Below are 22,829 nucleotides of genomic sequence, written 5' to 3'. Positions count from 1 at the left end.
GGTGTCCCCGGATAGGCAAGTACGCCAGCCAATCGGAAGCACGGGAAGAGATGTCGGCACCCAATAAGTCGTACGACCCTGTTGAGGTCGAGGCACTGAAACCGGAAGAGATCGAGCGCATGCGGGACGAGGCGCTCGCCGCCTTCGCGGCCGCGGGCGACCTCGACGCGCTCCACGAGGCGAAGATCGCGCACACCGGCCCCAGCTCGCCGCTCGCGCTCGCCAACCGGGAGATCGGCGCCCTGCCGCCGCACGCCAAGGCCGAGGCCGGCAAGCGTGTGGGCCAGGCCCGCGGTGCCGTGAACAAGGCGCTCGCCGGCCGTCAGACGGAGCTCGAGGCGGAGCGCGACGCCCGCGTGCTGGTCGAGGAGGCGGTGGACGTCACCCTGCCGTACGACCGCACCCCGACCGGTGCCCGCCACCCGCTGACCACCCTCATGGAGCGCGTCGCGGACGTCTTCGTGTCCATGGGGTACGAGGTCGCGGAGGGCCCCGAGGTCGAGGCGGAGTGGTTCAACTTCGACGCGCTCAACTTCACGCCCGACCACCCGGCGCGCCAGATGCAGGACACCTTCTTCGTCAAGGGTCCCAAGGGCACCGCGGACGACGAGTCCGGTGTCGTGCTGCGGACGCACACCTCGCCGGTCCAGGCGCGCACGCTGCTCGACCGTGAGCCGCCCGTCTACGTGGTCTGCCCGGGCCGGGTTTACCGCACCGACGAGCTCGACGCCACGCACACCCCGGTCTTCCACCAGATCGAGCTGCTGGCCGTCGACGAGGGCCTGACCATGGCCGACCTCAAGGGCACCCTGGACCACATGGTGCAGGCGCTCTTCGGCCCGGACATGAAGACCCGGCTCCGCCCGAACTTCTTCCCCTTCACCGAGCCGTCCGCCGAGATGGACATGGTCTGCTACGTCTGCCGTGGCGAGTCCGTCGGCGACCCGGACCGCCCCTGCCGCACCTGCGGCAGCGAAGGCTGGATCGAGCTGGGCGGCTGCGGAATGGTCAACCCGAAGGTGCTCATCGCCTGCGGCGTCGACCCGGAGAAGTACAGCGGATTCGCCTTCGGGTTCGGCATCGAGCGGATGCTGATGTTCCGCCACAACGTCGAAGACATGCGAGACATGGTCGAGGGTGACGTCCGGTTCACCCGGCCGTTCGGGATGGAGATCTGATGCGGGTCCCGCTTTCTTGGCTGCGGGAGTACGTCGACCTGCCGGCCACGGAGTCCGGCCGCGATGTGCAGGCCAAGCTCATTGACGTCGGTCTGGAGGTCGAGACCGTCGAACAGCTCGGCGGCGACCTCAAGGGCCCGCTGGTGGTCGGCCAGGTGCTGACCATCGAGGAGCTGGAGGGCTTCAAGAAGCCGATCCGCTTCTGCACCGTCGACGTCGGCCAGGCCAACGGGACCGGCGAGCCCCAGGAGATCGTCTGCGGCGCCCGCAACTTCTCCGAGGGCGACAAGGTCGTCGTGGCCCTGCCTGGCGCGCTGCTGCCCGGCGACTTCGCCATCGCCGCGCGGAAGACGTACGGACGCAACTCGCACGGCATGATCTGCTCCGGCGACGAGCTGGGCATGGGCGACGACAGCTCGCACGGCATCATCGTGCTGCCGCCGGAGCACGGGGTCGGCACCGACGCCATCGAGCTGCTCCAGCTCGTCGACGAGGTTCTGGACATCGCTGTCACCCCCGACCGCGGCTACTGCCTGTCGATGCGCGGTGTCGCCCGCGAGACCGCCATTGCCTACGGCCTTCCGCTGCGCGACCCGGCCCTGCTGGACGTCCCGGCCCCGAACTCGTTCGGCTACGCGGTGAAGGTCTCCGACGCGATCGGCTGCGACCGTTTCGTCGCCCGTACGGTCACCGGCCTCGACCCCGAGTCCCGCTCCCCGATCTGGCTCCGGCGCCGGCTGCAGAAGGCCGGGATGCGCCCGATCTCCCTCGCGGTCGACATCACCAACTACGTGATGCTCGAGCTCGGCCAGCCGCTGCACGCCTACGACCGGTCCCGCGTCAACGGGCCGATCGGTGTGCGTCGCGCCGCGCAGGGCGAGAAGTTCACCACCCTCGACGGCGCGCACCGCGCGCTGGACTCCGAGGACCTGGTCATCACCGACGACCGCGGCCCGATCGGCCTCGCCGGCGTGATGGGCGGCGCCAACACCGAGATCGCCGACTCCGAGACCGACCCGGAGACCGGCGAGGTGCGCGGCACCACCGAGGTGGTCATCGAGGCCGCCCACTTCGACCCGGTCACCATCGCCCGTACCGCCCGGCGCCACAAGCTGTCCTCCGAGGCGTCCAAGCGCTTCGAGCGCGGCGTCGACCCGCAGGCCGCCGCCGCTGCCGCGCAGCGCACCGTCGACCTGCTGGTGCTGCTCGCCGGCGGCACCGCGGAGGCGGGCGTCACCGAGATCGTCGCGCAGTCCGCGCCCCGCACGGTCACGATGGCCGCCGACCACCCCGACCGGGTGGCCGGCGTCGACTACGGCCGCGAGACGGTCGTACGCCGCCTCCAGGACGTCGGCTGCGATGTGGTCGGACAGGACGAGCTCGTCGTCACCGTGCCGACCTGGCGTCCCGACCTCAACGAGCCGAACGACCTCGCCGAAGAGGTCATCCGGCTGGAGGGCTACGAGAACCTGCCGTCGACGCTGCCGAAGCCGCCGGCCGGCCGCGGGCTCACCGAGCGGCAGCGACTGCACCGCCGCGTCGGCCGCGCGCTGGCCGGGGCCGGTTACGTCGAGGCACTGAACTACCCCTTCATCGGCGACCAGGTCTTCGACCAGCTCGGCCTGGAGAAGGACGACGAGCTGCGCCGCGTGGTGAAGCTGGTCAACCCGCTCTCCGACGAGGAGCCCGCGCTGCGCACCACGCTGCTGCCGGGGCTGCTCAGCGCGCTGCGCCGGAACCACGGCCGCGGCAGCCACGACCTCGCCCTCTTCGAGACCGGCCTGGTCTTCCGTCCGGACGAGGCCCGCACCGCGGCCCGGCTGCCCGCCGACCGCCGCCCGACCGACGAAGAGATCGCCCACCTCGACAACGCGCTGCCCGCACAGCCGCGCCACGCCGCCGTGGTGCTGTCCGGCGCCCGCGAGCAGGCCGGATGGTGGGGCAAGGGGCGCCCGGCCGACTGGGCCGACGCGATCCAGGCCGCCCGTACGGTCGCCGCCGAGGCAGGGGCCGAGCTGATCGTCGCCAATGGCCAGTACGGTCCGTGGCACCCGGGCCGCTGCGCGACGCTCTCCGTCGCGGTCGACGGCGAGCAGCGCGTCATTGGTCACGCCGGTGAGCTGCACCCACGCGTGGTCAAGGCGCTGGGCCTTCCGGAGCGCAGCTGCGCGATGGAGCTCGACCTGGACCAGCTCGCCGCAGCCGTCCAGGGCCCGCTGCAGGCGCCCCGGATCTCCACCTTCCCGGTGGCGACCCAGGACGTGGCGCTCGTCGTCGCGTCCGAGGTCCCGGCCACGGAGGTCGAGGCGGCGCTGCGCGCCGGCGCGGGCGAACTCCTCGAATCCATCCGGCTGTTCGACGTCTTCACGGGCGAGCAGCTCGGCGAGGGCAAGAAGTCGCTGGCGTACGCGCTGCGATTCCGCGCCGCGGACCGCACGCTGACGGTCGAGGAGGCATCGGCCGCACGCGACACGGCGATCGCCCTCGCGACGGAGCGCACGGGCGCGGTGCTGCGCGGAGCGTAGCGCGCTGCTTCAGGGGGCGCGTCCGGACCTTCCGGACGCGCCCCTTCGGCGTCCCGCCGGGTGACTTACCCCTGACCACGGGGCCGGCGTTCCTGGGGGCACCCCGGAGGTGCCCCCAGGACGGGCTTGTCGGGGTGCGGCCCGGAGATCCGGTCGTACCCCCAACCGGGCAGCGGTCGAAGGGGGCCCATGCACACCCCGCAACGCGGAGCCGCGCCCGGCAACCGGCAGCAACCCCCAGCCCGTCCGGCGCTTGAGGACGGACACACCGGTCAACCTGACGGAGCGCGGCACGCCTGGTACACGCGAGCGAAACGCACCGCACCCGTTCGGGTGACAAATCTGGGCCGCACACCCCATCAGCCTCGCGTGATCGGGACAATCGTTCCGGCCGAGAAGGCCGGTCCACGTTTCACTCAGCGCCCAGGGGGGCCGTCGGCATGATCCGTAACAGGTCATGTCCAGGCATGGGCTCGCACGCGCCTCGCGACGGGCGGTGCCTTGCCTACGCGCTGGCCGTGATCTGGCTCGGGGCCGCGGTCGCCTGGGAACTCGCCTGCCCGCTCGCCGCCACGGAGGGCGTCGTTCCGCGGATCGCCACCTGCATCGGGTTCCTGACCGGGGTGGTCCATCTGATCACCGGAGTGCGGCTAGGCCCGGTGCGGGACCTGCGGCGGGTCCGGGAGGTCGCCCGGGCCACCCAGCAGGTGCTGCTGCGTCCGCTGCCGGCCCGTCTGGACGGCCTCTCGGTCGTCGCGGGCCAGCTCTCCGCGAACCGGGCCGCGTCGGTCGGCGGGGACCTGTACGAGGCGGTGGTCACCCCGCACGGCGTCCGGATCGTCATGGGGGATGTGCGCGGGCACGGTCTGACCGCTCTCGGTGCGGTGGCCGCGGTACTCGGCTGCTTCCGCGAGGCCGCGCACGACGAGCCCGAACTCACCGGCGTGCTCAGCCGCATGGACCGTACGCTGCAACGGTATCTGCTGGAGCGGTCGGGCGGCTCCTCCGAGACCGGGGAGGATGCGGAGGAATTCGTGACCGTCCTGCTGCTGGAGGTCCGCGACGACGACGAGGTATGGGCGCTCAACTGCGGCCACCCATGGCCCCGTCTGATCGACCGGGGCGCCGAGCCGCTCGCGGCCGGGGATCCGCTGCCCCCGCTCGGCCCGTTCCCGCTGCCCGCGGAGCTGACGGCGCGGCGGTGTACGCGCCTGCTGCCGGGAGAGGCCCTCTGCCTGTACACCGATGGCGCCGAGGACAACAGAGACGCCGCGGGACTGTTCTTCCGGTTGGACGAGGTGCTCGTGGAGGCCGCCTGCGGCAGGCCGGTCCCGCCGGCAGAGGTGATCCGCCGGGCGCACGCGGCATTGTTGCGGCACACCGGCGGCAGGCTCACCGACGACGTGGCCCTGCTCGTGCTGCGCAATGACCGCCACAGGACACCGGCCGCCCGGACGGGCGCCCCAACGCCCGCCCGGGTCCATCGCTGACCGGGGACGAGGCGCCGTCGGCCCTGCCGCGGAGTGTCGGGCAGAACAGCAGGGCCGGCGGCGCCGGGAGCGGGCCGCCGCACTGTACGAGGGGGGAGCCGGCGGCCCGGCCGCCTCCGAGGAGAGGCAGTTCAGTCAACCGAGCCGGGCCGCGCGGCGGCAGAGCGCGTCACGCATAAATGCGGGCACTCGATTCACACCCCGTGTGAATCCGGCTCGGCTACGCTGTGCGCACCGAGCCACCGGAGGGCCCCATGCAGCCCAATAGCCTGCTCGACGCCCTGCTCGACGAAGCGGGGATCTCTCATGCCGGCCTCGCCGCCCATGTCAACATGGCGGGCAGGTCCCGGGGTCTGGCGCTGCGTTACGAGCACACGGCCGTGGCGCGCTGGCTGAAGGGCCAGCGGCCGCGTGGCAAAGTGCCCGACCTGATCTGCGAGGTGCTCTCCGCCCGGCTGCAACGGCCGGTCACGCTGGACGACATCGGGCTGGGGATACCGGGGAGCCCGGCCTCCACGGTGGGACTGCCCCTGGCGGGTTTCGTCGAACGCGCCACCGCTCTGTGGCGTTCGGACGAGCAGCAGCGCCCCCACGTCCTGGGCGCGCCCGCGGTCACCGGCACGCCGGCCGTGATGCCGGTGTGGGAGTGGGAGAACCCCCCCGAGGACACGGACGTCTCGCGTGACGGGCAGACCAGGGTCGGCGAAAGCGACATAGCGATGCTGCGTGCGGCCCGGGCACACTACGAGCTGATGTACCGCAAGGCGGGCGGCATCGCGACGCGCGCCCGGATCGTCGGATTCCTCAACTCCGAGACGGCCCCGCTGCTGCGTGGCAGCTACTCCGACTCCACCGGCCGTCTCTTGCACCGTGCCACCGGGGCCCTGGTGGCCGTCGCCGGCATCTGTGCGTACGACTCCAACGCCCAGGGACTCGCCCAGCGTTACTTCCATCAGGCGCTCCGGCTCGCCAAGGCGAGCGGCGACCGCGGCCTCGGCGCCTATGTGATCGCCCTGCTGGTCAACCAGTCCCTGTACCTGCGGGAGTACCGGCAGGCCGTGGCGTTCGCGGAGGCCGCTCTGCGCGCGGCCGGCAGTGACATCACCCCCGCGCTGGCATCCGATCTGCACGCGATGCAGGCGAAGGCGTACGCCCATCTCGGCGACGCGCACAACGCGCTGTCGTGCATCACCAGTGCGGAGGCGGCCGCCGATCGCATCAGGCCGGGCCAGGAGCCCGACGAAACGGGCTACGTCCAGCCGGGCCTGGTGAATGTACAGGTGGCGGAGGCGCTGCTCGGACTCGGCGACCTCACGGGCGCCCGGGAACAGGCAGCGCTCGCCGCGCGCGCTCCGGCGCACGACAGAGGGCGGGTCCACCGCCTGGCGATGCTCGCCCAGATCGAACTCCGCCAGGGCGAGGCGGACCGGGCCGTGGCGACCGCGGTGGAGATGGCAGAGCGGGCCCGGGGCATGGAGTCGCAGCGTCTGCGAGACCGGCTGCGCACGGTCCGCGAGCATCTGCTGGACAGTGGATGCTCGAGCGCCGAGGAGGCGGCGGAACTCATCGACGGGGCGTTGCGCGTTCCCCTGTGAGCGGTTTCCACAGGGAGAGCGGGCCTGCTGCGATGTTGCCATCTACTCGCCGGAAGGTGGCAGAAACGTGCAGTGGACGAACCTCAACGAACACACCGTTTATGAGAATCGCTGGTTCCGCGTCAATCTCGCGGATGTCGAGCTGCCCGACGGACGGCATCTCGACCACTTCCTGATCCGGCTGCGCCCGGTGGCGGTGGCGACCGCGGTCAACGAGGCCAACGAGGTGCTGATGCTCTGGCGCCACAGGTTCATCACCGACAGCTGGGGCTGGGAGCTCGCCGCCGGAGTCGTGGAGGACGGCGAGGACATCGCCGCCGCGGCAGCCCGCGAGATGGAGGAGGAGACCGGCTGGCGTCCGGGCCCCCTCCGCCATCTGCTCACCGTCGAGCCGTCCAACGGTCTCACCGACGCCCGCCATCACCTCTACTGGTCGGAGGGCGCCACCTACATCGGCCATCCCGAGGACGACTTCGAGTCGTCGCGCCGCGAATGGATACCCCTGAAGCTGATCCCCGACATGGTCGCCCGCGGCGAGGTCCCGGCTGCCAATATGGCGGCCGGACTGCTGCTTCTGCACCACTTGAGGCTCGGCGACGGTTAGGGGGTGTCCGGCCGATCAGGCCGGCTCGGCGAGCGCCCGCCGCGGAGCGGCTGATGTCCACGCATGCGGTGGGGGCACCTCTGGGGGCACCCTCGGGGTACCCCTGTGGAACGTGCCGCACGGATGCTGCACGAGGCAGGCGCCCCCGACTCCTACGTCAACGGCGGAGGTGACATCCGGCTCGGGGGAGCGGCGGCTCCCGGCCTGCCGCACGGGATCGGTATCACCGGTCCCGTGCGGCGGGGACGGCTGCTCACCGTCGTCTCCGGCCGGGACTTCGCCGTCGCCACGTCGGGGACGGGAGAACGGGGCGCGCACATCCTGGATCCCCGTAGCGGCGTGCCCGCCCGCGGCCTGCTGTCGGTGACAGTGGTCGGTCCGAGCCTGACGTGGGCCGGTACCTATGCCACCGCAGCGATCGCCATGGGTGAGCGGGCCAAGGACTGGATCGCGTCCGTCGACGGCTACGAGCTGCTGATCGCGGACCACGACGCGATGGTGTGGTCCAGCGACGGATTCGCCCGCTGGTGCGAGCCCGCCGGGGGCGGCCCTCGGCCATGAGGTGGGGCGCGCCGATGCCGACGCCAGGCCGAGGGCACCGTAGCGCGCTCGGACGACGGGAGACCTCAGCGGCCGAGCGCCTGCCAGACGCCCAGGCAGACTGCGCCGACCGAGGCCAGCACGGTCACCGCGGGAAGCGGCCAGCGGCCGTGTTCCAGAGCCGCCACGCGCGCGGCCAGATCGGCAAGATCCCGCTCGGTCTGGTCACAGCGCTGCGCGGCCAATGCGAGGTGCCCGTCTATCCGGGCGAGCCCGACTTCGAGGCAACGGCGTAACTCCGCCAGTTCATCGACGACCACGGCATGGTCGGGGTCCGTGGACACGGTGGTCCTCCTCCGGTGGACGACTGGGACTGTGCGGCACCGAGTCAACTCGCCCCGTAGGCACCGGGGGAGCGTGTGCGCGGGGCATATGCGAGCACGTTCCGCACACTCCGTGTGAAGGATGGGGGTCCCCCCTGCTCGAGCGAAGCCGAGAGCTTGGGGGAGGGCCCGGCCCTCACACAGAGGAACCAGGCCCGGTCGTACACGTCCCGCAGGACTGCTCGCGGCTCACTTGTACGAGTAGAAACCCGCTCCGGTCTTGCGGCCCAGCCGGCCCGCGTCCACCATGCGCTGGAGCAGCGGGGGAGCGGCGTACAGCGGCTCCTTGAACTCCGCGTACATCGAGTCGGCGATCGAGGCGATCGTGTCCAGGCCGATCAGGTCGGACAGCTTCAGCGGCCCCATCGGGTGGGCACAGCCGTACTCCATGCCGTTGTCGATGTCCTCACGGCTGGCGATGCCCGACTCGAACATCCGGATGGCGGAGAGGAGATACGGGACGAGCAGGGCGTTGACCACGAAGCCCGAGCGGTCCTGTGCGCGGATGGCGTGCTTGCCCAGCACCTCCTGGGCCACGGCCTCGGCGCGCTTGAGCGTCTCCTCGGAGGTGGTCAGCGCCGGGATCAGCTCGACGAGCTTCTGCACCGGGGCGGGATTGAAGAAGTGGATGCCGATCACCTGGTCGGGACGCGAGGTCGCCACGGCCAGCTTTACCAGCGGGATGGAGGAGGTATTGGAGGCGAGGATCGCGTCGGGACGCGTCACCACCTGGTCGAGAACCTGGAAGATCTCCGTTTTGACCTGCTCGTTCTCCACAACCGCCTCGATGACGAGGTCGCGGTCGGCGAACTCCCCGAGGTCCGTCGTGAAGGTGAGCCGAGCGAGGGAGGCGTCACGCTCCTCCTCGGTGATCTTGCCGCGTTCCGCGGCCTTCGAGAGGGAGTTGTGGAGCCGGGTACGGCCGATCTCCAGGGCTTCACCGGTGGTCTCGGCGACCTTGACCTCCAGGCCGCTGCGGGCGCACACCTCTGCGATGCCCGCGCCCATCTGGCCACAGCCCACCACTCCGACGCGTTCGATGTCGGTCACATCGTGCCTTTCGCTCTGCTCCGGTCCGGCGGGTCTCCCGTGTGATTCCGGCGCCCGCCTCGGCCCACGACGTTACTCCGAACGCACGTGTGCGTGGCGGGGTGGGGCGGGCATGCTCAGCGGGGATACGGTTCGCATCTGGCGGACCGAGGGGACAAGGGGGTCACAAGTGGGACGGATCACTCGGAGGGGATTGATGGCAGGGGTGGCCGGGGCGCTGACGCTGTCCGGGCTCACCACGGCGGGCGAGGCACAAGCGGGCACCAGGAGACGGACCGGGCGCCCGGCGATGCGCGGAATGTGGCTGGCGACCGTGGCCAACCGCGACTGGCCCTCGAAGGCCGGCCTCACGGCGGACCAGCAGCGGGCCGAACTGCTGGCCCATCTCGACGCCGCCGCCGAGCGCAGGCTGAACACCGTCGTCCTCCAGGTACGGCCGACCGCCGACGCGCTGTGGCCCTCGCCGTACGAGCCCTGGGCCCAGTACCTCACCGGTGTCCAGGGCAAGGACCCCGGCTGGGACCCGCTGGGCACCGCCGTCGAGGAGGCGCATGCGCGCGGCCTGGAGCTGCACGCCTGGTTCAACCCGTACCGGATCGCCAACCACACGGACCCGAACCGGCTGGTCCCCACACATCCGGCAAGGGTCCACCCCGAATGGGTGGTGCCGTACGGCGGGAAGCTCTACTACAACCCCGGGCTCCCCGAGGTCCGCGGCTTCGTCCAGGACGCGATCCTGGATGCGGTGAGCCGCTACGCCATCGACGCCGTGCACTGGGACGACTACTTCTACCCGTACCCGGTGGCGGGCCAGGTCTTCGCCGACGACGAGGCGTACGCACGGTACGGCGCGGGCTTTCCCGACCGGGCCGCCTGGCGGCGCGACAACACCGACCTGCTGGTGCGGGAGACCGCCGAACGCATCAAGGAGATCAGGCCGGCTGTGCGCTTCGGCATCAGCCCGTTCGGGGTGTGGCGCAATGCCGCGACCGATCCGCTCGGCTCGGACACCACCGCCGGCGTGCAAACGTATGACGATCTGCACGCCGACACGCGGAAGTGGGTCCGGGAGGGCTGGATCGACTACATCGTTCCGCAGATCTACTGGCACATCGGCTTCGCCGCCGCCGACTACGCCAAGCTGCTGCCCTGGTGGCACGACGTGGTGAGGGGAACCGGCGTCGATCTCTTCATCGGAGAGGCCCTGTACAAGGCGGGAGACCCGGCCCAGCCCGCCGCCTGGCAGGACCCGGCCGAACTCTCCCGCCATCTCACGCTGGCCAAGGACTATCCGGGCGTGCGCGGACACTGCTTCTTCTCGGCGAAGGAAGTCACCGTGGACCGGATCGGTGCAATGGCCAGGGCGGTGGCCGACCACTATCCGACCCGGGTCAGGACGCGGCGCTGACTACGCCTCGGGCTTCTTGTGCTCCACGGTGCAGTCGGAGCCCGGCGTCACGATGGCCTCGTGCTTGTCCTCCTGGAAACGGACACGGTAGGGGGGAGCTCCGTTGTCTCCCAGCACCTCGAGGATTTCGGCGGTCTTGTCGTGCTGCCCGACAATCCTGCCGTGCATCGTCAGCTTGTCGCCTTTGCTCGCTCGCATCGGGAGTGACCTCCTTGGGCTGGGCGGTCCGTACCGAAAAGTCTACGGCCGCCCCTCCTGGCGTGCGAGGCCATGAGCCCGCACGCTGCGTGACCGCGATGCACGCCAGAACGCCCGCCGCGGCCACCGGGGCGGCGGGGGAGAGCGGCTCGCCGAGCAGTAGCACCGGCCAGACCAGGGTGAGCGGCGGCTGTGCCGGCTGGAGCCGACTGGCCCGGGCGACACCGATCGCCGCCATGCCCCGGTACCAGACGCAGAGGCCGAAGAAGGTGGAGCCCGCCGCGACCCGGAGCAGACCGGCCGCACCCAGGGCGGTCAGGCTGACCCGCTCGAAGGAGAGAGCCACGGCCGCCCCCGCGGCCATCAGCGGCAGACAGAGGATCAGCGCCCCAGCCGATCACCTGCCAGCCGGGCAACACCCGGGCCGTGCCGCCCGCCCTCGGTGCAACCCGCGGCACACACCAGCAGCGCCGCGATCGGATCTGCCCGGAGCCGCCCGCCGGCCACCTCCGCCTGAGCTTCGCGGGCGTAGCGGGCCCGGCCGAGATCGCGGAGGGCGTACGCAGGCTGCGCACCGCCTGCGACGAGGGGCTCGGCTGAGCCACAATCAGCGCCCGGGCATCGGCGCGGTCCCGCATATGAACTCCGCGCCGTCCAGCAGCCCGGGCGTCTCATCATGGCACCCGCCACTGACAATCGGCCTCCGGCCTGGGAGGCTTCCGGCATGAACGAGACGACCTTCGGCGCATACGAGTTCTCCACCGACCCCGCCCGGCTCGATGTGGACCGCATCCACCACTGGCTGTCCACCGATGCCTACTGGGCCATCGGCCGCCCCCGCGAGAAGCTGGACCGGGCCATCGCCGCCTCGCTCAACTTCGGTGTGTACGGCGCGGCGTCCGGCGAACAGGTCGCCTACGCCCGTGTCGTCACCGACCACGCCGACTTCGCCTACCTCTGCGATGTCTACGTCGACCGGGACGCCCGGGGCAAAGGGCTCGGTACCGCCCTCGTAGCGGCGGTCCGCGACCATCTCGCGCCCAGCGGGTTGCGCCGCCTCCTGCTTGCGACGGACGACGCGCACGGCGTCTACGCCAAGCTCGGCTTCGAGCCGCTGGCGGACCCCGAGAAGTGGATGGTGCTTCTCAATCCCTGAGCCGCGAGTGAGCCGAAGGGGCGCGCGAGTGCCGAAAGGGAGTGGGGGCACCTCTGGGGGTAACCCCAGCGGTAGCTGGGGGAGGTAGCTGGGGGAGCGCGGAGGTCCTGAGGAACGAAGGACCGAGGCGGGCTCGGGCCCGCCGAGGCCGAACCTGGCCAGGTCCACGTACAGCACGACCGCGAGGGGCCACAGCGGGTGCACCCGGGCGACCAGCGGGGTCGCCGCCGTCAGCGCCGTGAAGACCAGCAGGAACCACAGCGGAGACAGGACCAGTTCGAGGAGGGTGTGCAGGGTCTCGAAGCCCACCCCCGAGGCGAGCATCGCGCTGTGGTCGGCGGCGCCCGCATCGAAGGTGTGGGCGCCGTACTCCTCCGATACCGGGTCAATGCCGAACCCGACGGTGGCGAAGGGCAGTCGGAGCCTTACGTGCGGCACATCGGCGATCCAGTCGCCGGTGCCCCGGCCGGCCCAGACAGCGGCCCGGGTCTGCAGTGCGCCGGCGTTGCGGGTGCCCGTGCCGGGGCTGCCGTACAGGACGATGACGTCGACCGGCAGGCCCGGTGCGGCGCGGGCGCAGACGACCGAGCCGTAGGAGTGGCAGAGCAGTGAGATCCGGGCGGTGGGCCGGGCCGTGCCCAGTTCGCGTGCGGCGCTGCGGAGCCGGGGAGCCGCCTCGTCGGCCCGGCCCGCGGTCAGTACCTCGGGGCTGACCGTGTCCGGCGTCTCGTAACCCAGCCAGGCGATCACCGCGGCCCCGTCGCCCAACTCCCGCCGGAGCGCGACGGCGCCGGCCCGGAAGCGTTCGTAGGTGTCCAGGCTGGTGTTCGAGCCCGGTACGAGTACGGCGATCCGCCCGGCGTGCGCCAGGTCGCCGAAGACCTCGGCGATGCGGCCGCCGTCGCGGCCGTCGAAGGAGAGGAAGCGGCGTGCCGGGTCGGCCATGGCGCGTAACACGGCGGCCCGTCGGCGGTCGCCGTGGGCGTCGGCCATTCTCTCGGCTGCCCGGATCTCGTCGCGGCTCGCGGCGTACCGCGTGCCGAGGGCGGCGGAGGGAGGCATCCCCCAGCGGGGCCGGTGCGGCGGGGCGGGCGCCGGGACGGCCGCGGGGCGGGCCGCACCCGACACCGGCACCGCAACTGATGCGGCGACGAGGGCGGCGAGCAGGGTGCGGCGCAGGCGGTTGCTGCGGGGGCTGCGCTGGCGGGACGCCATGGGGCGCTCCTTCCGTACCGGATGTCGTTCGTGGTTCCGGTAAGGAAGCTATGAATCACGCCCCGTGGTCGGCGTCACGCCGGGGAGTGCACTTCGGCGTGGCTCTGGAGTACTACGGAAGTATGAGTATGCGCGAAATTGCATAAAACTTCGGTGCTGCGTATAGTCATGCCATCGATGAGGAGGCTTCGATGGTGGTACGTGTTGCAGTGGCAGGAGCGAGCGGATACGCGGGAGGCGAGCTGCTGCGTCTGCTGCTGGGTCACCCCGAGGTCGAGATCGGCGCCCTGACAGGGCACTCCAACGCCGGCCAGAAGCTGGGAGTCCTCCAGCCGCATCTGCTGCCGCTCGCCGACCTGGTGCTGGAGCCCACCACCGCCGAGGTGCTCGCAGGACATGACGTCGTCTTCCTGGCGCTGCCGCACGGACAGTCCGCGGCCGTCGCCCAGCAGCTCGGCGACGACGTCCTCGTGATCGACATGGGTGCCGACTTCCGGCTGCAGAACGCGGCCGACTGGGACAGGTTCTACGGCTCGGAGCACGCCGGGACCTGGCCCTACGGCCTTCCCGAACTGCCGGGTGCCCGTGCCGCGCTGGAGGGGGCCAAGCGCATCGCGGTGCCCGGCTGCTACCCGACCGCGGTGTCGCTGGCGCTCTTCCCGGCGTACACGGCCGGACTCGCCGAACCCGAGGCCGTGATCACCGCCGCCACCGGCACCTCCGGTGCGGGCAAGGCCCTCAAGCCGCATCTGCTCGGCTCCGAGGTCATGGGCTCGATGAGCCCGTACGGCGTGGGCGGCGTCCACCGGCACACCCCCGAGATGGTCCAGAACCTCAGCGCGGCGGCGGGCGAGCCGGTCGGTGTGTCCTTCACGCCGACCCTCGCGCCCATGTCGCGAGGCATCCTCGCCACGTGCAGTGCCAAGGCCAGGCCGGGCACCACGGCGGCCGACGTGCGGGCCGCATACGAGAAGGCCTTCGCCGACGAGCCCTTCGTGCACCTGCTGCCCGAGGGTCAGTGGCCCGCCACCGCCTCCGTGTACGGATCGAACGCCGTCCAGATCCAGGTCGCGTACGACGAGAGCGCGAACCGCATCATCGCGATCAGCGCCATCGACAACCTCACCAAGGGCACCGCGGGCGGCGCGGTGCAGAGCATGAACATCGCCCTCGGTCTCCCCGAGGACACCGGACTTTCCATGATTGGAGTCGCTCCGTGAGCGTCACCACAGCGAAGGGATTCACGGCGGCGGGCATCGCCGCCGGGATCAAGCAGAACGGCAATCCCGATCTGGCCCTCGTGGTCAACAACGGGCCGCGCCGCGCCGCCGCGGGCGTGTTCACCTCCAACCGCGTCAAGGCCGCGCCCGTCCTCTGGTCCCAGCAGGTCCTCAAGGGCGGCGAGGTCACCGCGGTGATCCTCAACTCGGGCGGCGCCAACGCCTGTACGGGCCCGAAGGGCTTCCAGGACACCCACGCGACCGCCGAGAAGGTCGCGGAGGTACTGGGCCACAACGCGGGCGAGGTGGCGGTCGCGTCCACCGGGCTGATCGGCGTACTGCTGCCGATGGACAAGCTGCTCCCCGGTGTGGAGCAGGCCGCCGCCCAGCTCAGCGAGCACGGCGGCGAGAAGGCAGCCATCGCCATCAAGACCACCGACACCGTGCACAAGACCGCCGTCCACCAGGGATGGGGGTCCCCCCGCTCGAGCGAAGCCGAGAGTGGGGGAGGCTGGACGGTCGGCGGCATGGCCAAGGGCGCGGGCATGCTCGCCCCGGGCCTCGCCACCATGCTGGTCGTCCTGACCACGGACGCCGACCTCGACAGCGAGACGCTCGACAAGGCGCTGCGGGCCGCGACCCGCACCACCTTCGACCGGGTCGACTCCGACGGCTGTATGTCCACCAACGACACCGTGCTGCTGCTGGCCTCCGGCGCCTCGGGCGTCACTCCGGCGTACGAGGAGTTCGCCGAGGGCGTCCGGGCCGTCTGCGACGACCTCGCCCGCCAGCTGATCGGTGACGCCGAGGGCGCGAGCAAGGACATCCGTATCGAGGTCGTCAACGCCGCCACCGAGGACGACGCCGTCGAGGTGGGCCGGTCCATCGCCCGTAACAACCTTCTCAAGTGCGCCATCCACGGCGAGGACCCCAACTGGGGCCGGGTGCTGTCCGCCATCGGCACGACACGGGCGGCCTTCGACCCCGACCAGCTCAATGTCGCCATCAACGGCATCTGGGTCTGCAAGAACGGCTCGGTCGGCGAGGACCGGGACCTGGTCGACATGCGCTACCGCGAGGTGAGGATCACCGCCGATCTGTCGGCCGGCTCCGAGTCCGCCGTGATCTGGGCCAACGACCTCACCGCCGAATACGTCCACGAGAACAGCGCGTACTCGTCATGAGCACCCGGAAGCACAACGCCCTGCCCAAGGCACAGATCCTCATCGAGGCGCTGCCCTGGCTCACCCGCCACCACGGCAGGACCGTCGTCATCAAGTTCGGCGGCAACGCCATGGTCGACGACGAGCTGAAGGCCGCCTTCGCCCAGGATGTCGTCTTCCTGCGGCACGCCGGCCTCAAGCCCGTCGTCGTGCACGGGGGCGGTCCGCAGATCAGCGCCCAGCTGGACAAGCAGGGCCTGGTCAGCGAGTTCAAGGCGGGCCTCAGGGTCACCACGCCGGAAGCGATGGACGTCGTACGGATGGTGCTGGCCGGCCAGGTCCAGCGCGAGCTGGTCGGGCTGCTCAACCAGCACGGTCCGCTCGCCGTCGGCATGACCGGCGAGGACGCCCACACCATCAGCGCCACCAAGCATCTGCCCGAGATCGAGGGCGAACTGGTGGACATCGGGCGGGTCGGTGAGATCACCGCGATCGACACCGGCGCCATCGAGGCACTGCTGGAGGACGGCCGTATCCCGGTCATCTCCTCCATCGCGCGCTCCGTCGACGACGGTCATGTCTACAACGTCAACGCCGACACCGCCGCGGCCGCGCTCGCCGCCGCGCTCGGAGCCGAGACGCTGATGGTCCTCACCGATGTCGAGGGCCTCTACGAGGACTGGCCGAACAGTGACGAAGTGATCAGCCGGCTCACCGCGAGCCAACTGGAGAAGCTGCTGCCCGAGCTCTCCAGCGGCATGGTCCCCAAGATGGAGGGCTGCCTCCACGCCGTACGCAACGGCGTCCGGACCGCCCGGGTCATCGACGGGCGCGTGCAGCACTCGATCCTGCTGGAGATCTTCACCGACGAAGGCATCGGCACCATGGTCGTGCCCGACATGCAGGGGGACGAACAGTGAGCAACCAGGAGCTCTCGCAGCGCTGGCAGAGCGTCATGACGGACAACTACGGCACGCCGAAGCTGTCCCTCGTCCGTGGCGCCGGCGCCCAGGTCTGGGACGCGGACGGCACGCAGTACACCGACTTCGTCGGCGGCATCGCCGTGAACGCCCTCGGCCACGCACACCCCGCCGTCGTGGAGGCCGTCTCGCGGCAGATCACGTCGCTCGGCCACATCTCCAACCTGTACGTCGCCGAGCCGCCGGTCGCCCTCGCCGAGCGGCTGATCCAGCTCTCCGGCCGCCCCGGCCGGGTCTTCTTCTGCAACTCCGGCGCCGAGGCCAACGAAGCGGCCTTCAAGATCGGCCGACTGACCGGGCGCACCCACATGGTCGCCACCGAGGGTGGCTTCCACGGCCGCACCATGGGCGCGCTCGCCCTCACCGGTCAGCCGAAGAAGCAGGAGCCCTTCCTGCCGCTGCCCGGTGAGGTCACACACGTCCCCTACGGAGACGTGGAGGCGCTGCGGGCCGCGGTCACCGAGGACACCGCCTTCGTCATCATCGAGCCCATCCAGGGCGAGAACGGTGTGGTCGTCCCGCCGGCCGGCTACCTCGAGGCCGCCCGGGAGATCACCCGGGCCACCGGCACGCTCCTCGTCCTCGACGAGGTGCAGACCGGAATCGGCCGTACCGGTCACTGGTTCGAGCACCTGGCGCAGGGTGTCGAGCCCGATGTCGTCACCCTTGCCAAGGGCCTCGGCGGTGGCCTCCCGCTCGGCGCGGTCGTCGCCTTCGGCGCGGCAGCCGACCTGCTCAAACCCGGTCAGCACGGCACGACCTTCGGCGGCAACCCGGTCGCCTGCGCCGCCGGGCTCGCCGTCATCGACACCCTCGCGGCCGGCGGAACACTCGACAACGTGAAGCGGCTCGGTGAGAAACTGCGCGGCGGAATCGAGTCCTTCGGGCACCCATTGGTCTCCCACGTCCGCGGGGCCGGACTGCTGCTGGGTATCGTGCTCACCGAGTCCCTCGCGCCCCAGGTGCAGCAGGCGGCTCAGAACGCCGGATTCCTGGTGAACGTGCCCGCCCCCGATGTCGTACGGCTCATGCCGCCGCTGATCATCGGTGACGACGAGGTGGACGCTTTCCTCCAGGCACTGCCCGGTGTTCTCGACGAGGCATACGGGGACGGACGATCCGGGAAATGAGACGACGATGACCGAGGCGCAGGAACACGAGCACGGCGGCCCCGCCGTGCCGCAGACCCGCACCGCCCGCCACCGCCGGATCGTGGACATCCTCAACCGGCAGCCGGTGCGGTCCCAGAGCCAGCTCGCGAAGCTCCTCGCGGACGACGGGCTGAGCGTCACCCAGGCGACGCTCTCCCGGGACCTCGACGAGCTGGGCGCGGTGAAGATCCGCAACACCGGCGGCGAGCTGATCTACGCGGTGCCGAGCGAGGGGGGGTTCCGTACCCCCAAGGCCCCCCTGGGCGAATCGGCCAAGGAGGAGCGGATGCGCCGCCTCTCCGGCGAACTGCTGATCTCCGCCGAGGCCTCCGCCAACCTCGTGGTCCTGCGCACACCGCCGGGTGCCGCACAGTTCCTCGCCTCGGCCATCGACCAGGCGGAACTGCACGACATCCTCGGCACCATCGCCGGCGACGACACCCTGCTGCTCATCAGCCGCGACCCCGCGGGCGGCCAGGCGCTGGCGGACCATCTGCTGCGGCTGGCCCAGCGGGACGCCTAGTGCCGCGACCGGCAACGTTTGCCCGTCGAGGAGCGGCGTCCGGTGCGTGCGATCGCAAGGCGGCCGAAGGCCCTCGTAGCAGCGCTCCTTGGGTTTTCGGCCGACGCAGCGAGCGTGCGTGCCCGAGGGCACCCTGGGAGCACCCCTGGGGGCACCCCTGGGGGCACCCCTGGGGGCACCCCCAGCGGTAGCTGGGGGAGGTAGCTGGGGGAGGTAGCTGGGGGAGGTAGCTGGGGGAGGTAGCTGGGGGAGCGTCGCGACGGGGCAAACGTTGCCGGGAGGGGGCACTAGTACCGCGTGATCGCGGTCGGGCCCTCTCCGGTCCCGATCGCGATGTGCGGGCTGTGCTTCGGATCGGCCCAGGCGAGGATGCGCTTCATCGCCTCGGCCGGCACGGACACACAACCGGCCGTCGCGCCGCGCCCGTTGACATGGAGGAAGATCCCGGCTCCGCGGCCGCGTACCGGCCGGTCGTAGTTGAAGCCGATCACCAGCGCGTGCGCGTACTGCGCGCGGTAGTCGAAGAGATGTTCGGCCTCGCTCGCCGGGCAGTCCGCCGGCAGGCCCTCCGCCCAGCGGTTGTACGACCGTGAATGGTTGTCCTGGCACCACCAGGACCGGTTGGTGGCGCGACGGTAGCTGTACCGGGTCCCCTTCGGCGCGTTCGTGATCCCGAACGCGTACGGCAGGCGGTACAGCCCGGTGGGCGTGGTCGAGGTGCCCTGCCTCCGCGTCCGGCCCTCGGCCAGCCCCTTGGCACCGAACCGTGCCCCGGCCGACCCGGCCGCCACCCAGCGGCCGTCGGGACGTCGCTCCCACCAGGTCACTCTGCCCGTGGTCGAGCCGCGGGCCGGAGCCTCGGCGGTGATCAGCTGACGTCCGCCGCCGGTGTCGGCCATCCGTGCGGGCAGCGGCGCGGGCAGCGCCGGACCGCCGGGGGTGGCGGCGACCGTGCCCCCGACCAGGACCGCCGTCAGCGCGAGTTTCCTGAGCATGCTCAGGACCATACGCAGCGGTGGACGACCCGGCAGTGAGCTGTTGGGCCGTACGGCCCAACGGCTCAGGGGGTGGGCGGCAGCGGCAGCGGAAGCCCCGGCAGTCCGTCGATGCTGACCGTTCCTCCGACGTGGTCATGGCCGGACTCGCGCACCTGTCAGCGCACGGCCCCCGACCGCCGGAGGGCCTGCCGGGCGCGGGCGCTCAGCTTCGGGTCCGGGTCGTCCGCCAGCTGCCGCGCGGCAGCCGGGCCCGCGGTCCCGCCGCGTGCCCACAGCAATCGGAACGCCGCGGCCCGGACATGTGGGGGCCGGTCCGTCGCCAGCCGCTCGACGAGCCAGGCCTCAGGCAGTTGCCGAGCGGACGCCTCGAGCGAGGCGGCCGCCTCGCGGACCACGGCCGGCGCCGGGTCGTCCAGCAGCGGCCGCAGCCGCTCCGCGTCCGCCGTGTCCAGCGCACGCAGCCCCGCCACCGCACCGGCCCGCACCCCCGCCACAGGGTGGGCGACAAGCGGCCACAGCAGCGCGGCGTCCGCGCGCACACCGCATTCGGCCAGGCCCAGCGGGGCGTGCGGCGGCATGTCGTCCCCGGTGCACCAGGCCCGGTATACCGCCACCGGGTCGGCGCCGTCCTGCCGCACCACCCAGCGCGCGCAGGCCCGTACGACCGCCGAACGGTCCGCGAGATACGGCTCCGCCTGCGCATGACGCCCGGCCCGGCGCAGCGCGGTGACACCCCAGGACCGCACCCGGGGGTTCCGCGCCGAGAGCAGAGGTACGAGCACCTCGTCCTGGCCCTCGTCGCCCACCGCGGCGAAGGCCGCCTGGCCGCACATGTCCTGGACGACGACGTCGTCCGCGGATGCGGCGATGCGGGCCAGCTCGACGGGGGAGAACATCCGCTTGTCGACGGCGATCCGATGGGCGAAGCGCCGCGTGGCGCGGTCGCCGCTGCCGAGGAGGGCGTGCACCGTCTCGTACGGGGCGGAGCGCAGGACCTCGTCGAGCAGTCCCCGGGCGAAGTCGCCCCGGGCGCGTACGGCAAGGCGCAGCACGAGGGCGGTGAGCAGGGGCAGGTCCTCGGCCGGGGCGCCCGGGAGTGCCTCGCGCAGCACCGCGCGTGCCCGCTCGCGCACCGGTTCGGCCCAGTCCGTGCAACGGATCACCACCAGAGGGAGCAGCTCCCGGACGCCCGCCGCCGCGCCGAGGGCCCGCTCACGGGTCCGCCCGTCGTCATGGCACAGGGCGAGCGCGAGTCCGCGCGTGCGTGCCAGGCTCCCGGTCGGGAGCAGGGCGTGCCCGTCCAGGCTCAGGCGCCGTCGGCGTATCGAGTCGCGGGTGTCCAGCGGCTCCCGCTCCTGCTCGTACCAGGCCGGCTCCCGCACGCCGAAGTCCAGGGCGGTCCAGGCGGCCGGGTCACTGGTGTCGAGCACCGTATGCAGCGGTTCGCCGTTCATCAGCGCCCTGGCGGCCGCCATGCCGTCCCCGCGTTCCGTGCTCATCCCTGTTCCGCCCCCTCATGCGTTCGGAGGGATGAGCGTAGGACGGGATCAGGCGTCGTCGCCGCTGGATTTCCCGCGGACCAGCACGCCCGAGGCGAAGAGCCCCACCAGCAGTTCCTGCACGTCGCGGCGGACACTGGAGACGACCACGCCGTACTCCGCCGCCAGTTCCCGGACGGCCTGCTCGGGCGTGTGTCCGGAGAGGAGGGCCCGCAGTACCTGGGCGCCGGTGGGGTTGAGGGTCCATACCAGGCCGCGCCTGTCGTCGAGCAGCGCGAGCCCGTCCTGGGTCTGTGCCCACGACACTCCGCCGCGCAGCGCGAGGGTCATGAACTCACCGTAGTCCGGTCCGTCGCGCCCCTTTGACAAAACATACGGCCCTCTGCATAGTTATACCTATCAGCGTATGCACTGTAAGGAGAAACCCGTGACCGAGCGCGTCGTACTCGCCTACTCGGGCGGCCTGGACACCTCCGTCGCCATCGGCTGGATCGCCGAGGAGACGGGCGCCGAGGTCATCGCCGTTGCTGTGGACGTCGGCCAGGGCGGCGAGGACCTGGACGTCATCCGCAAGCGCGCGCTCGCCTGCGGTGCCGTCGAGGCAGAGGTCGCGGACGCCAAGGACGAGTTCGCCGAGGAGTACTGCCTCCCGGCCATCAAGGCCAACGCTCTCTACATGGACCGCTACCCGCTGGTCTCGGCCCTCTCCCGGCCGACCATCGTCAAGCACCTGGTCGCCGCCGCGAAGAAGCACAACGCCTCGATCGTCGCCCACGGCTGCACCGGCAAGGGCAACGACCAGGTGCGGTTCGAGGCCGGTATCGCCTCCCTCGCCCCCGACCTCAAGTGCATCGCGCCCGTCCGTGACTACGCGATGACCCGGGACAAGGCGATCGCCTTCTGCGAGGAGAAGAAGCTCCCGATCGCGACCACCAAGAAGTCCCCGTACTCCATCGACCAGAACGTCTTCGGCCGGGCCGTCGAGACCGGCTTCCTCGAGGACATCTGGAACGCGCCGATCGAGGACATCTACGACTACACCCAGAACCCGGCGGTCTCCCGTGAGCCCGACGAGGTCGTCATCTCCTTCAAGCAGGGTGTCCCGGTCGCCATCGACGGCAGGCCCGTCACCGTCCTGCAGGCGATCCAGCAGCTGAACGAGCGGGCCGGCGCCCAGGGCATCGGCCGGATCGACATGGTCGAGGACCGGCTGGTCGGCATCAAGTCCCGCGAGGTGTACGAGGCGCCCGGCGCGATCGCCCTGATCACCGCCCACCAGGAGTTGGAGAACGTCACCGTCGAGCGCGAGCTGGCCCGGTACAAGCGGCAGGTCGAGCAGCGCTGGAGCGAGCTCGTCTACGACGGCCTGTGGTTCTCCCCGCTCAAGCGGGCCCTGGACGGGTTCGTCAACGAGGCCAACGAGCACGTCACCGGCGATATCCGGATGACCCTGCACGGCGGCCGCGCCGTCGTCACCGGCCGGAAGTCCGAGGAGTCGCTGTACGACTTCAACCTCGCCACCTACGACACGGGCGACACCTTCGACCAGTCCAAGGCGCAGGGCTTCATCGAGCTCTTCGGTCTCTCGGCGAAGATCGCGGCGAAGCGCGACCTGACGTAAGTCCGGGGGCTCCGCCCCTCCCGCCCCGGCGCCGCCGCCCCCTGCGCCGCCGCCCCCGCCCACCGTGCTCGGCCCGAGGGCTCCGGCCCCGACCTCGGCCGACCTGGGCTCCGCCCCGGCCCTGGGCCACGGCTGGGGTTCTCCGCCTCCCTGTCCCCATGCCTGGCCCCAGGGGCTTCGGCGCCGGACCGGGGCTCCGCCCTCGAGCTTGGTCCGGCCCTGGGTTGTGCATCCAGCTCCGTGGGGCACGCTCGGCCTCCGCCCACGCCGTACTCGGCACAGGCGGCTTGCCCCGGCACCGAACCCGGGGCGGACCGGGCCTGCCTCCGGCA

Annotated in this window: 20 protein-coding genes and 2 pseudogenes; 14 read left to right on the top strand and 8 right to left on the bottom strand. The window is 71.4% G+C overall.

Features of this window, described 5'->3' with window-relative positions; translation table 11 throughout:
• Positions 1–50: 50 nt before the first annotated feature.
• From pheS to ABD858_RS05895, 6 genes are all read left to right on the top strand, one after another.
• On the top strand, positions 51–1,178 hold the full coding sequence (gene pheS / locus ABD858_RS05920) for a phenylalanine--tRNA ligase subunit alpha (RefSeq protein WP_345035042.1): 1,128 nt from the start codon (positions 51–53) through the stop codon (positions 1,176–1,178).
• Complete coding sequence (gene pheT, locus ABD858_RS05915) at positions 1,178–3,703, top strand: phenylalanine--tRNA ligase subunit beta (RefSeq protein WP_345035041.1); 2,526 nt, start codon at positions 1,178–1,180, stop codon at positions 3,701–3,703. Before pheS ends, pheT begins: the two co-directional genes overlap by 1 nt.
• 440 nt (positions 3,704–4,143) lie before the next feature.
• Positions 4,144–5,193: a PP2C family protein-serine/threonine phosphatase gene (locus ABD858_RS05910; protein ID WP_345035040.1), complete on the top strand. Its 1,050-nt coding sequence runs from the start codon at positions 4,144–4,146 to the stop codon at positions 5,191–5,193.
• Between the two features lie 254 nt (positions 5,194–5,447).
• Complete coding sequence (locus tag ABD858_RS05905; protein ID WP_345035039.1) at positions 5,448–6,788, top strand: NsdA family TPR-like regulatory protein; 1,341 nt, start codon at positions 5,448–5,450, stop codon at positions 6,786–6,788.
• 67 nt (positions 6,789–6,855) lie between these two features.
• A complete protein-coding gene (locus ABD858_RS05900) occupies positions 6,856–7,392 on the top strand; it encodes an NUDIX domain-containing protein (RefSeq protein WP_345035037.1) in 537 nt (178 codons plus the stop codon).
• A 105-nt stretch (positions 7,393–7,497) separates the two neighbouring features.
• Positions 7,498–7,953, top strand: coding sequence for an FAD:protein FMN transferase (locus ABD858_RS05895; protein ID WP_345035036.1), 456 nt, complete (start codon positions 7,498–7,500; stop codon positions 7,951–7,953).
• Positions 7,954–8,018: 65 nt separating this feature from the next.
• Here the strand turns inward: ABD858_RS05895 and ABD858_RS05890 are convergent, their stop codons facing one another.
• Both ABD858_RS05890 and ABD858_RS05885 read right to left on the bottom strand, forming a co-directional pair.
• Positions 8,019–8,276 carry a hypothetical protein gene (locus tag ABD858_RS05890; RefSeq protein ID WP_345035035.1) on the bottom strand — a complete coding sequence of 86 codons (258 nt, stop codon included), beginning with the start codon at positions 8,274–8,276 and terminating at the stop codon, positions 8,019–8,021.
• Between the two features lie 228 nt (positions 8,277–8,504).
• The gene (locus ABD858_RS05885; protein ID WP_345035034.1) at positions 8,505–9,365 is read right to left on the bottom strand and encodes a 3-hydroxybutyryl-CoA dehydrogenase; all 861 of its coding nucleotides are present in this window, start codon (positions 9,363–9,365) and stop codon (positions 8,505–8,507) included.
• A 169-nt stretch (positions 9,366–9,534) separates the two neighbouring features.
• On the opposite strand from ABD858_RS05885, the gene ABD858_RS05880 reads away from it, so the two are divergent.
• A complete protein-coding gene (locus tag ABD858_RS05880) occupies positions 9,535–10,773 on the top strand; it encodes a glycoside hydrolase family 10-like protein (RefSeq protein ID WP_486389239.1) in 1,239 nt (412 codons plus the stop codon).
• Here ABD858_RS05880 and ABD858_RS05875 read toward each other — a convergent pair whose 3' ends face one another.
• Complete coding sequence (locus ABD858_RS05875; RefSeq protein ID WP_345035032.1) at positions 10,774–10,971, bottom strand: DUF1918 domain-containing protein; 198 nt, start codon at positions 10,969–10,971, stop codon at positions 10,774–10,776. It abuts the gene before it with no gap.
• Positions 10,972–11,047: 76 nt separating this feature from the next.
• A pseudogene (locus ABD858_RS05870) lies at positions 11,048–11,445 on the bottom strand (EamA family transporter); the annotation flags it as partial.
• 250 nt (positions 11,446–11,695) lie between these two features.
• Between ABD858_RS05870 and ABD858_RS05865 the strand changes: the two are divergent.
• Positions 11,696–12,127, top strand: a complete 432-nt coding sequence (locus tag ABD858_RS05865) for a GNAT family N-acetyltransferase (protein ID WP_345044287.1) — start codon at positions 11,696–11,698, stop codon at positions 12,125–12,127.
• Positions 12,128–12,436: 309 nt separating this feature from the next.
• Here ABD858_RS05865 and ABD858_RS05860 read toward each other — a convergent pair.
• Positions 12,437–13,342, bottom strand: a pseudogene (locus ABD858_RS05860) (alpha/beta hydrolase); the annotation flags it as partial.
• 191 nt (positions 13,343–13,533) lie between these two features.
• Between ABD858_RS05860 and argC the strand changes: the two are divergent.
• Genes argC through ABD858_RS05835 form a run of 5 tightly spaced genes read left to right on the top strand, consistent with a single transcriptional unit; the run spans position 13,534 to position 18,379 of the window.
• On the top strand, positions 13,534–14,562 hold the full coding sequence (argC, locus tag ABD858_RS05855; RefSeq protein ID WP_345035031.1) for an N-acetyl-gamma-glutamyl-phosphate reductase: 1,029 nt from the start codon (positions 13,534–13,536) through the stop codon (positions 14,560–14,562).
• Positions 14,559–15,746, top strand: coding sequence for a bifunctional glutamate N-acetyltransferase/amino-acid acetyltransferase ArgJ (gene argJ / locus ABD858_RS05850; protein WP_345035030.1), 1,188 nt, complete (start codon positions 14,559–14,561; stop codon positions 15,744–15,746). Before argC ends, argJ begins: the two co-directional genes overlap by 4 nt.
• On the top strand, positions 15,743–16,645 hold the full coding sequence (gene argB / locus ABD858_RS05845) for an acetylglutamate kinase (RefSeq protein ID WP_345035029.1): 903 nt from the start codon (positions 15,743–15,745) through the stop codon (positions 16,643–16,645). Before argJ ends, argB begins: the two co-directional genes overlap by 4 nt.
• A 35-nt stretch (positions 16,646–16,680) precedes the next feature.
• Positions 16,681–17,835: an acetylornithine transaminase gene (locus ABD858_RS05840; protein WP_425586308.1), complete on the top strand. Its 1,155-nt coding sequence runs from the start codon at positions 16,681–16,683 to the stop codon at positions 17,833–17,835.
• A 7-nt stretch (positions 17,836–17,842) separates the two neighbouring features.
• Positions 17,843–18,379 carry an arginine repressor gene (locus tag ABD858_RS05835; protein ID WP_345035026.1) on the top strand — a complete coding sequence of 179 codons (537 nt, stop codon included), beginning with the start codon at positions 17,843–17,845 and terminating at the stop codon, positions 18,377–18,379.
• 287 nt (positions 18,380–18,666) lie between these two features.
• Here the strand turns inward: ABD858_RS05835 and ABD858_RS05830 are convergent, their stop codons facing one another.
• From ABD858_RS05830 to ABD858_RS05820, 3 genes are all read right to left on the bottom strand, one after another.
• Positions 18,667–19,374, bottom strand: a complete 708-nt coding sequence (locus ABD858_RS05830) for a L,D-transpeptidase family protein (RefSeq protein WP_345035025.1) — start codon at positions 19,372–19,374, stop codon at positions 18,667–18,669.
• 158 nt (positions 19,375–19,532) lie between these two features.
• Positions 19,533–20,876, bottom strand: coding sequence for a hypothetical protein (locus ABD858_RS05825; RefSeq protein WP_345035024.1), 1,344 nt, complete (start codon positions 20,874–20,876; stop codon positions 19,533–19,535).
• Between the two features lie 48 nt (positions 20,877–20,924).
• Entirely contained in the window at positions 20,925–21,206 is a 282-nt protein-coding gene (locus tag ABD858_RS05820; RefSeq protein WP_345035023.1) for a lasso peptide biosynthesis PqqD family chaperone, read from the bottom strand.
• A gap of 97 nt (positions 21,207–21,303) precedes the next feature.
• On the opposite strand from ABD858_RS05820, the gene ABD858_RS05815 reads away from it, so the two are divergent.
• Positions 21,304–22,497, top strand: a complete 1,194-nt coding sequence (locus tag ABD858_RS05815; protein WP_345035022.1) for an argininosuccinate synthase — start codon at positions 21,304–21,306, stop codon at positions 22,495–22,497.
• Positions 22,498–22,829: the final 332 nt, after the last annotated feature.

Origin of the sequence: Streptomyces sannanensis (assembly GCF_039536205.1) — a bacterium.
GTDB classification, from domain to species: domain Bacteria; phylum Actinomycetota; class Actinomycetes; order Streptomycetales; family Streptomycetaceae; genus Streptomyces; species Streptomyces sannanensis.
The sequence above is the reverse complement of the archived record's forward strand: the minus strand, read 5'-3'. Positions and strand labels throughout refer to the sequence as shown.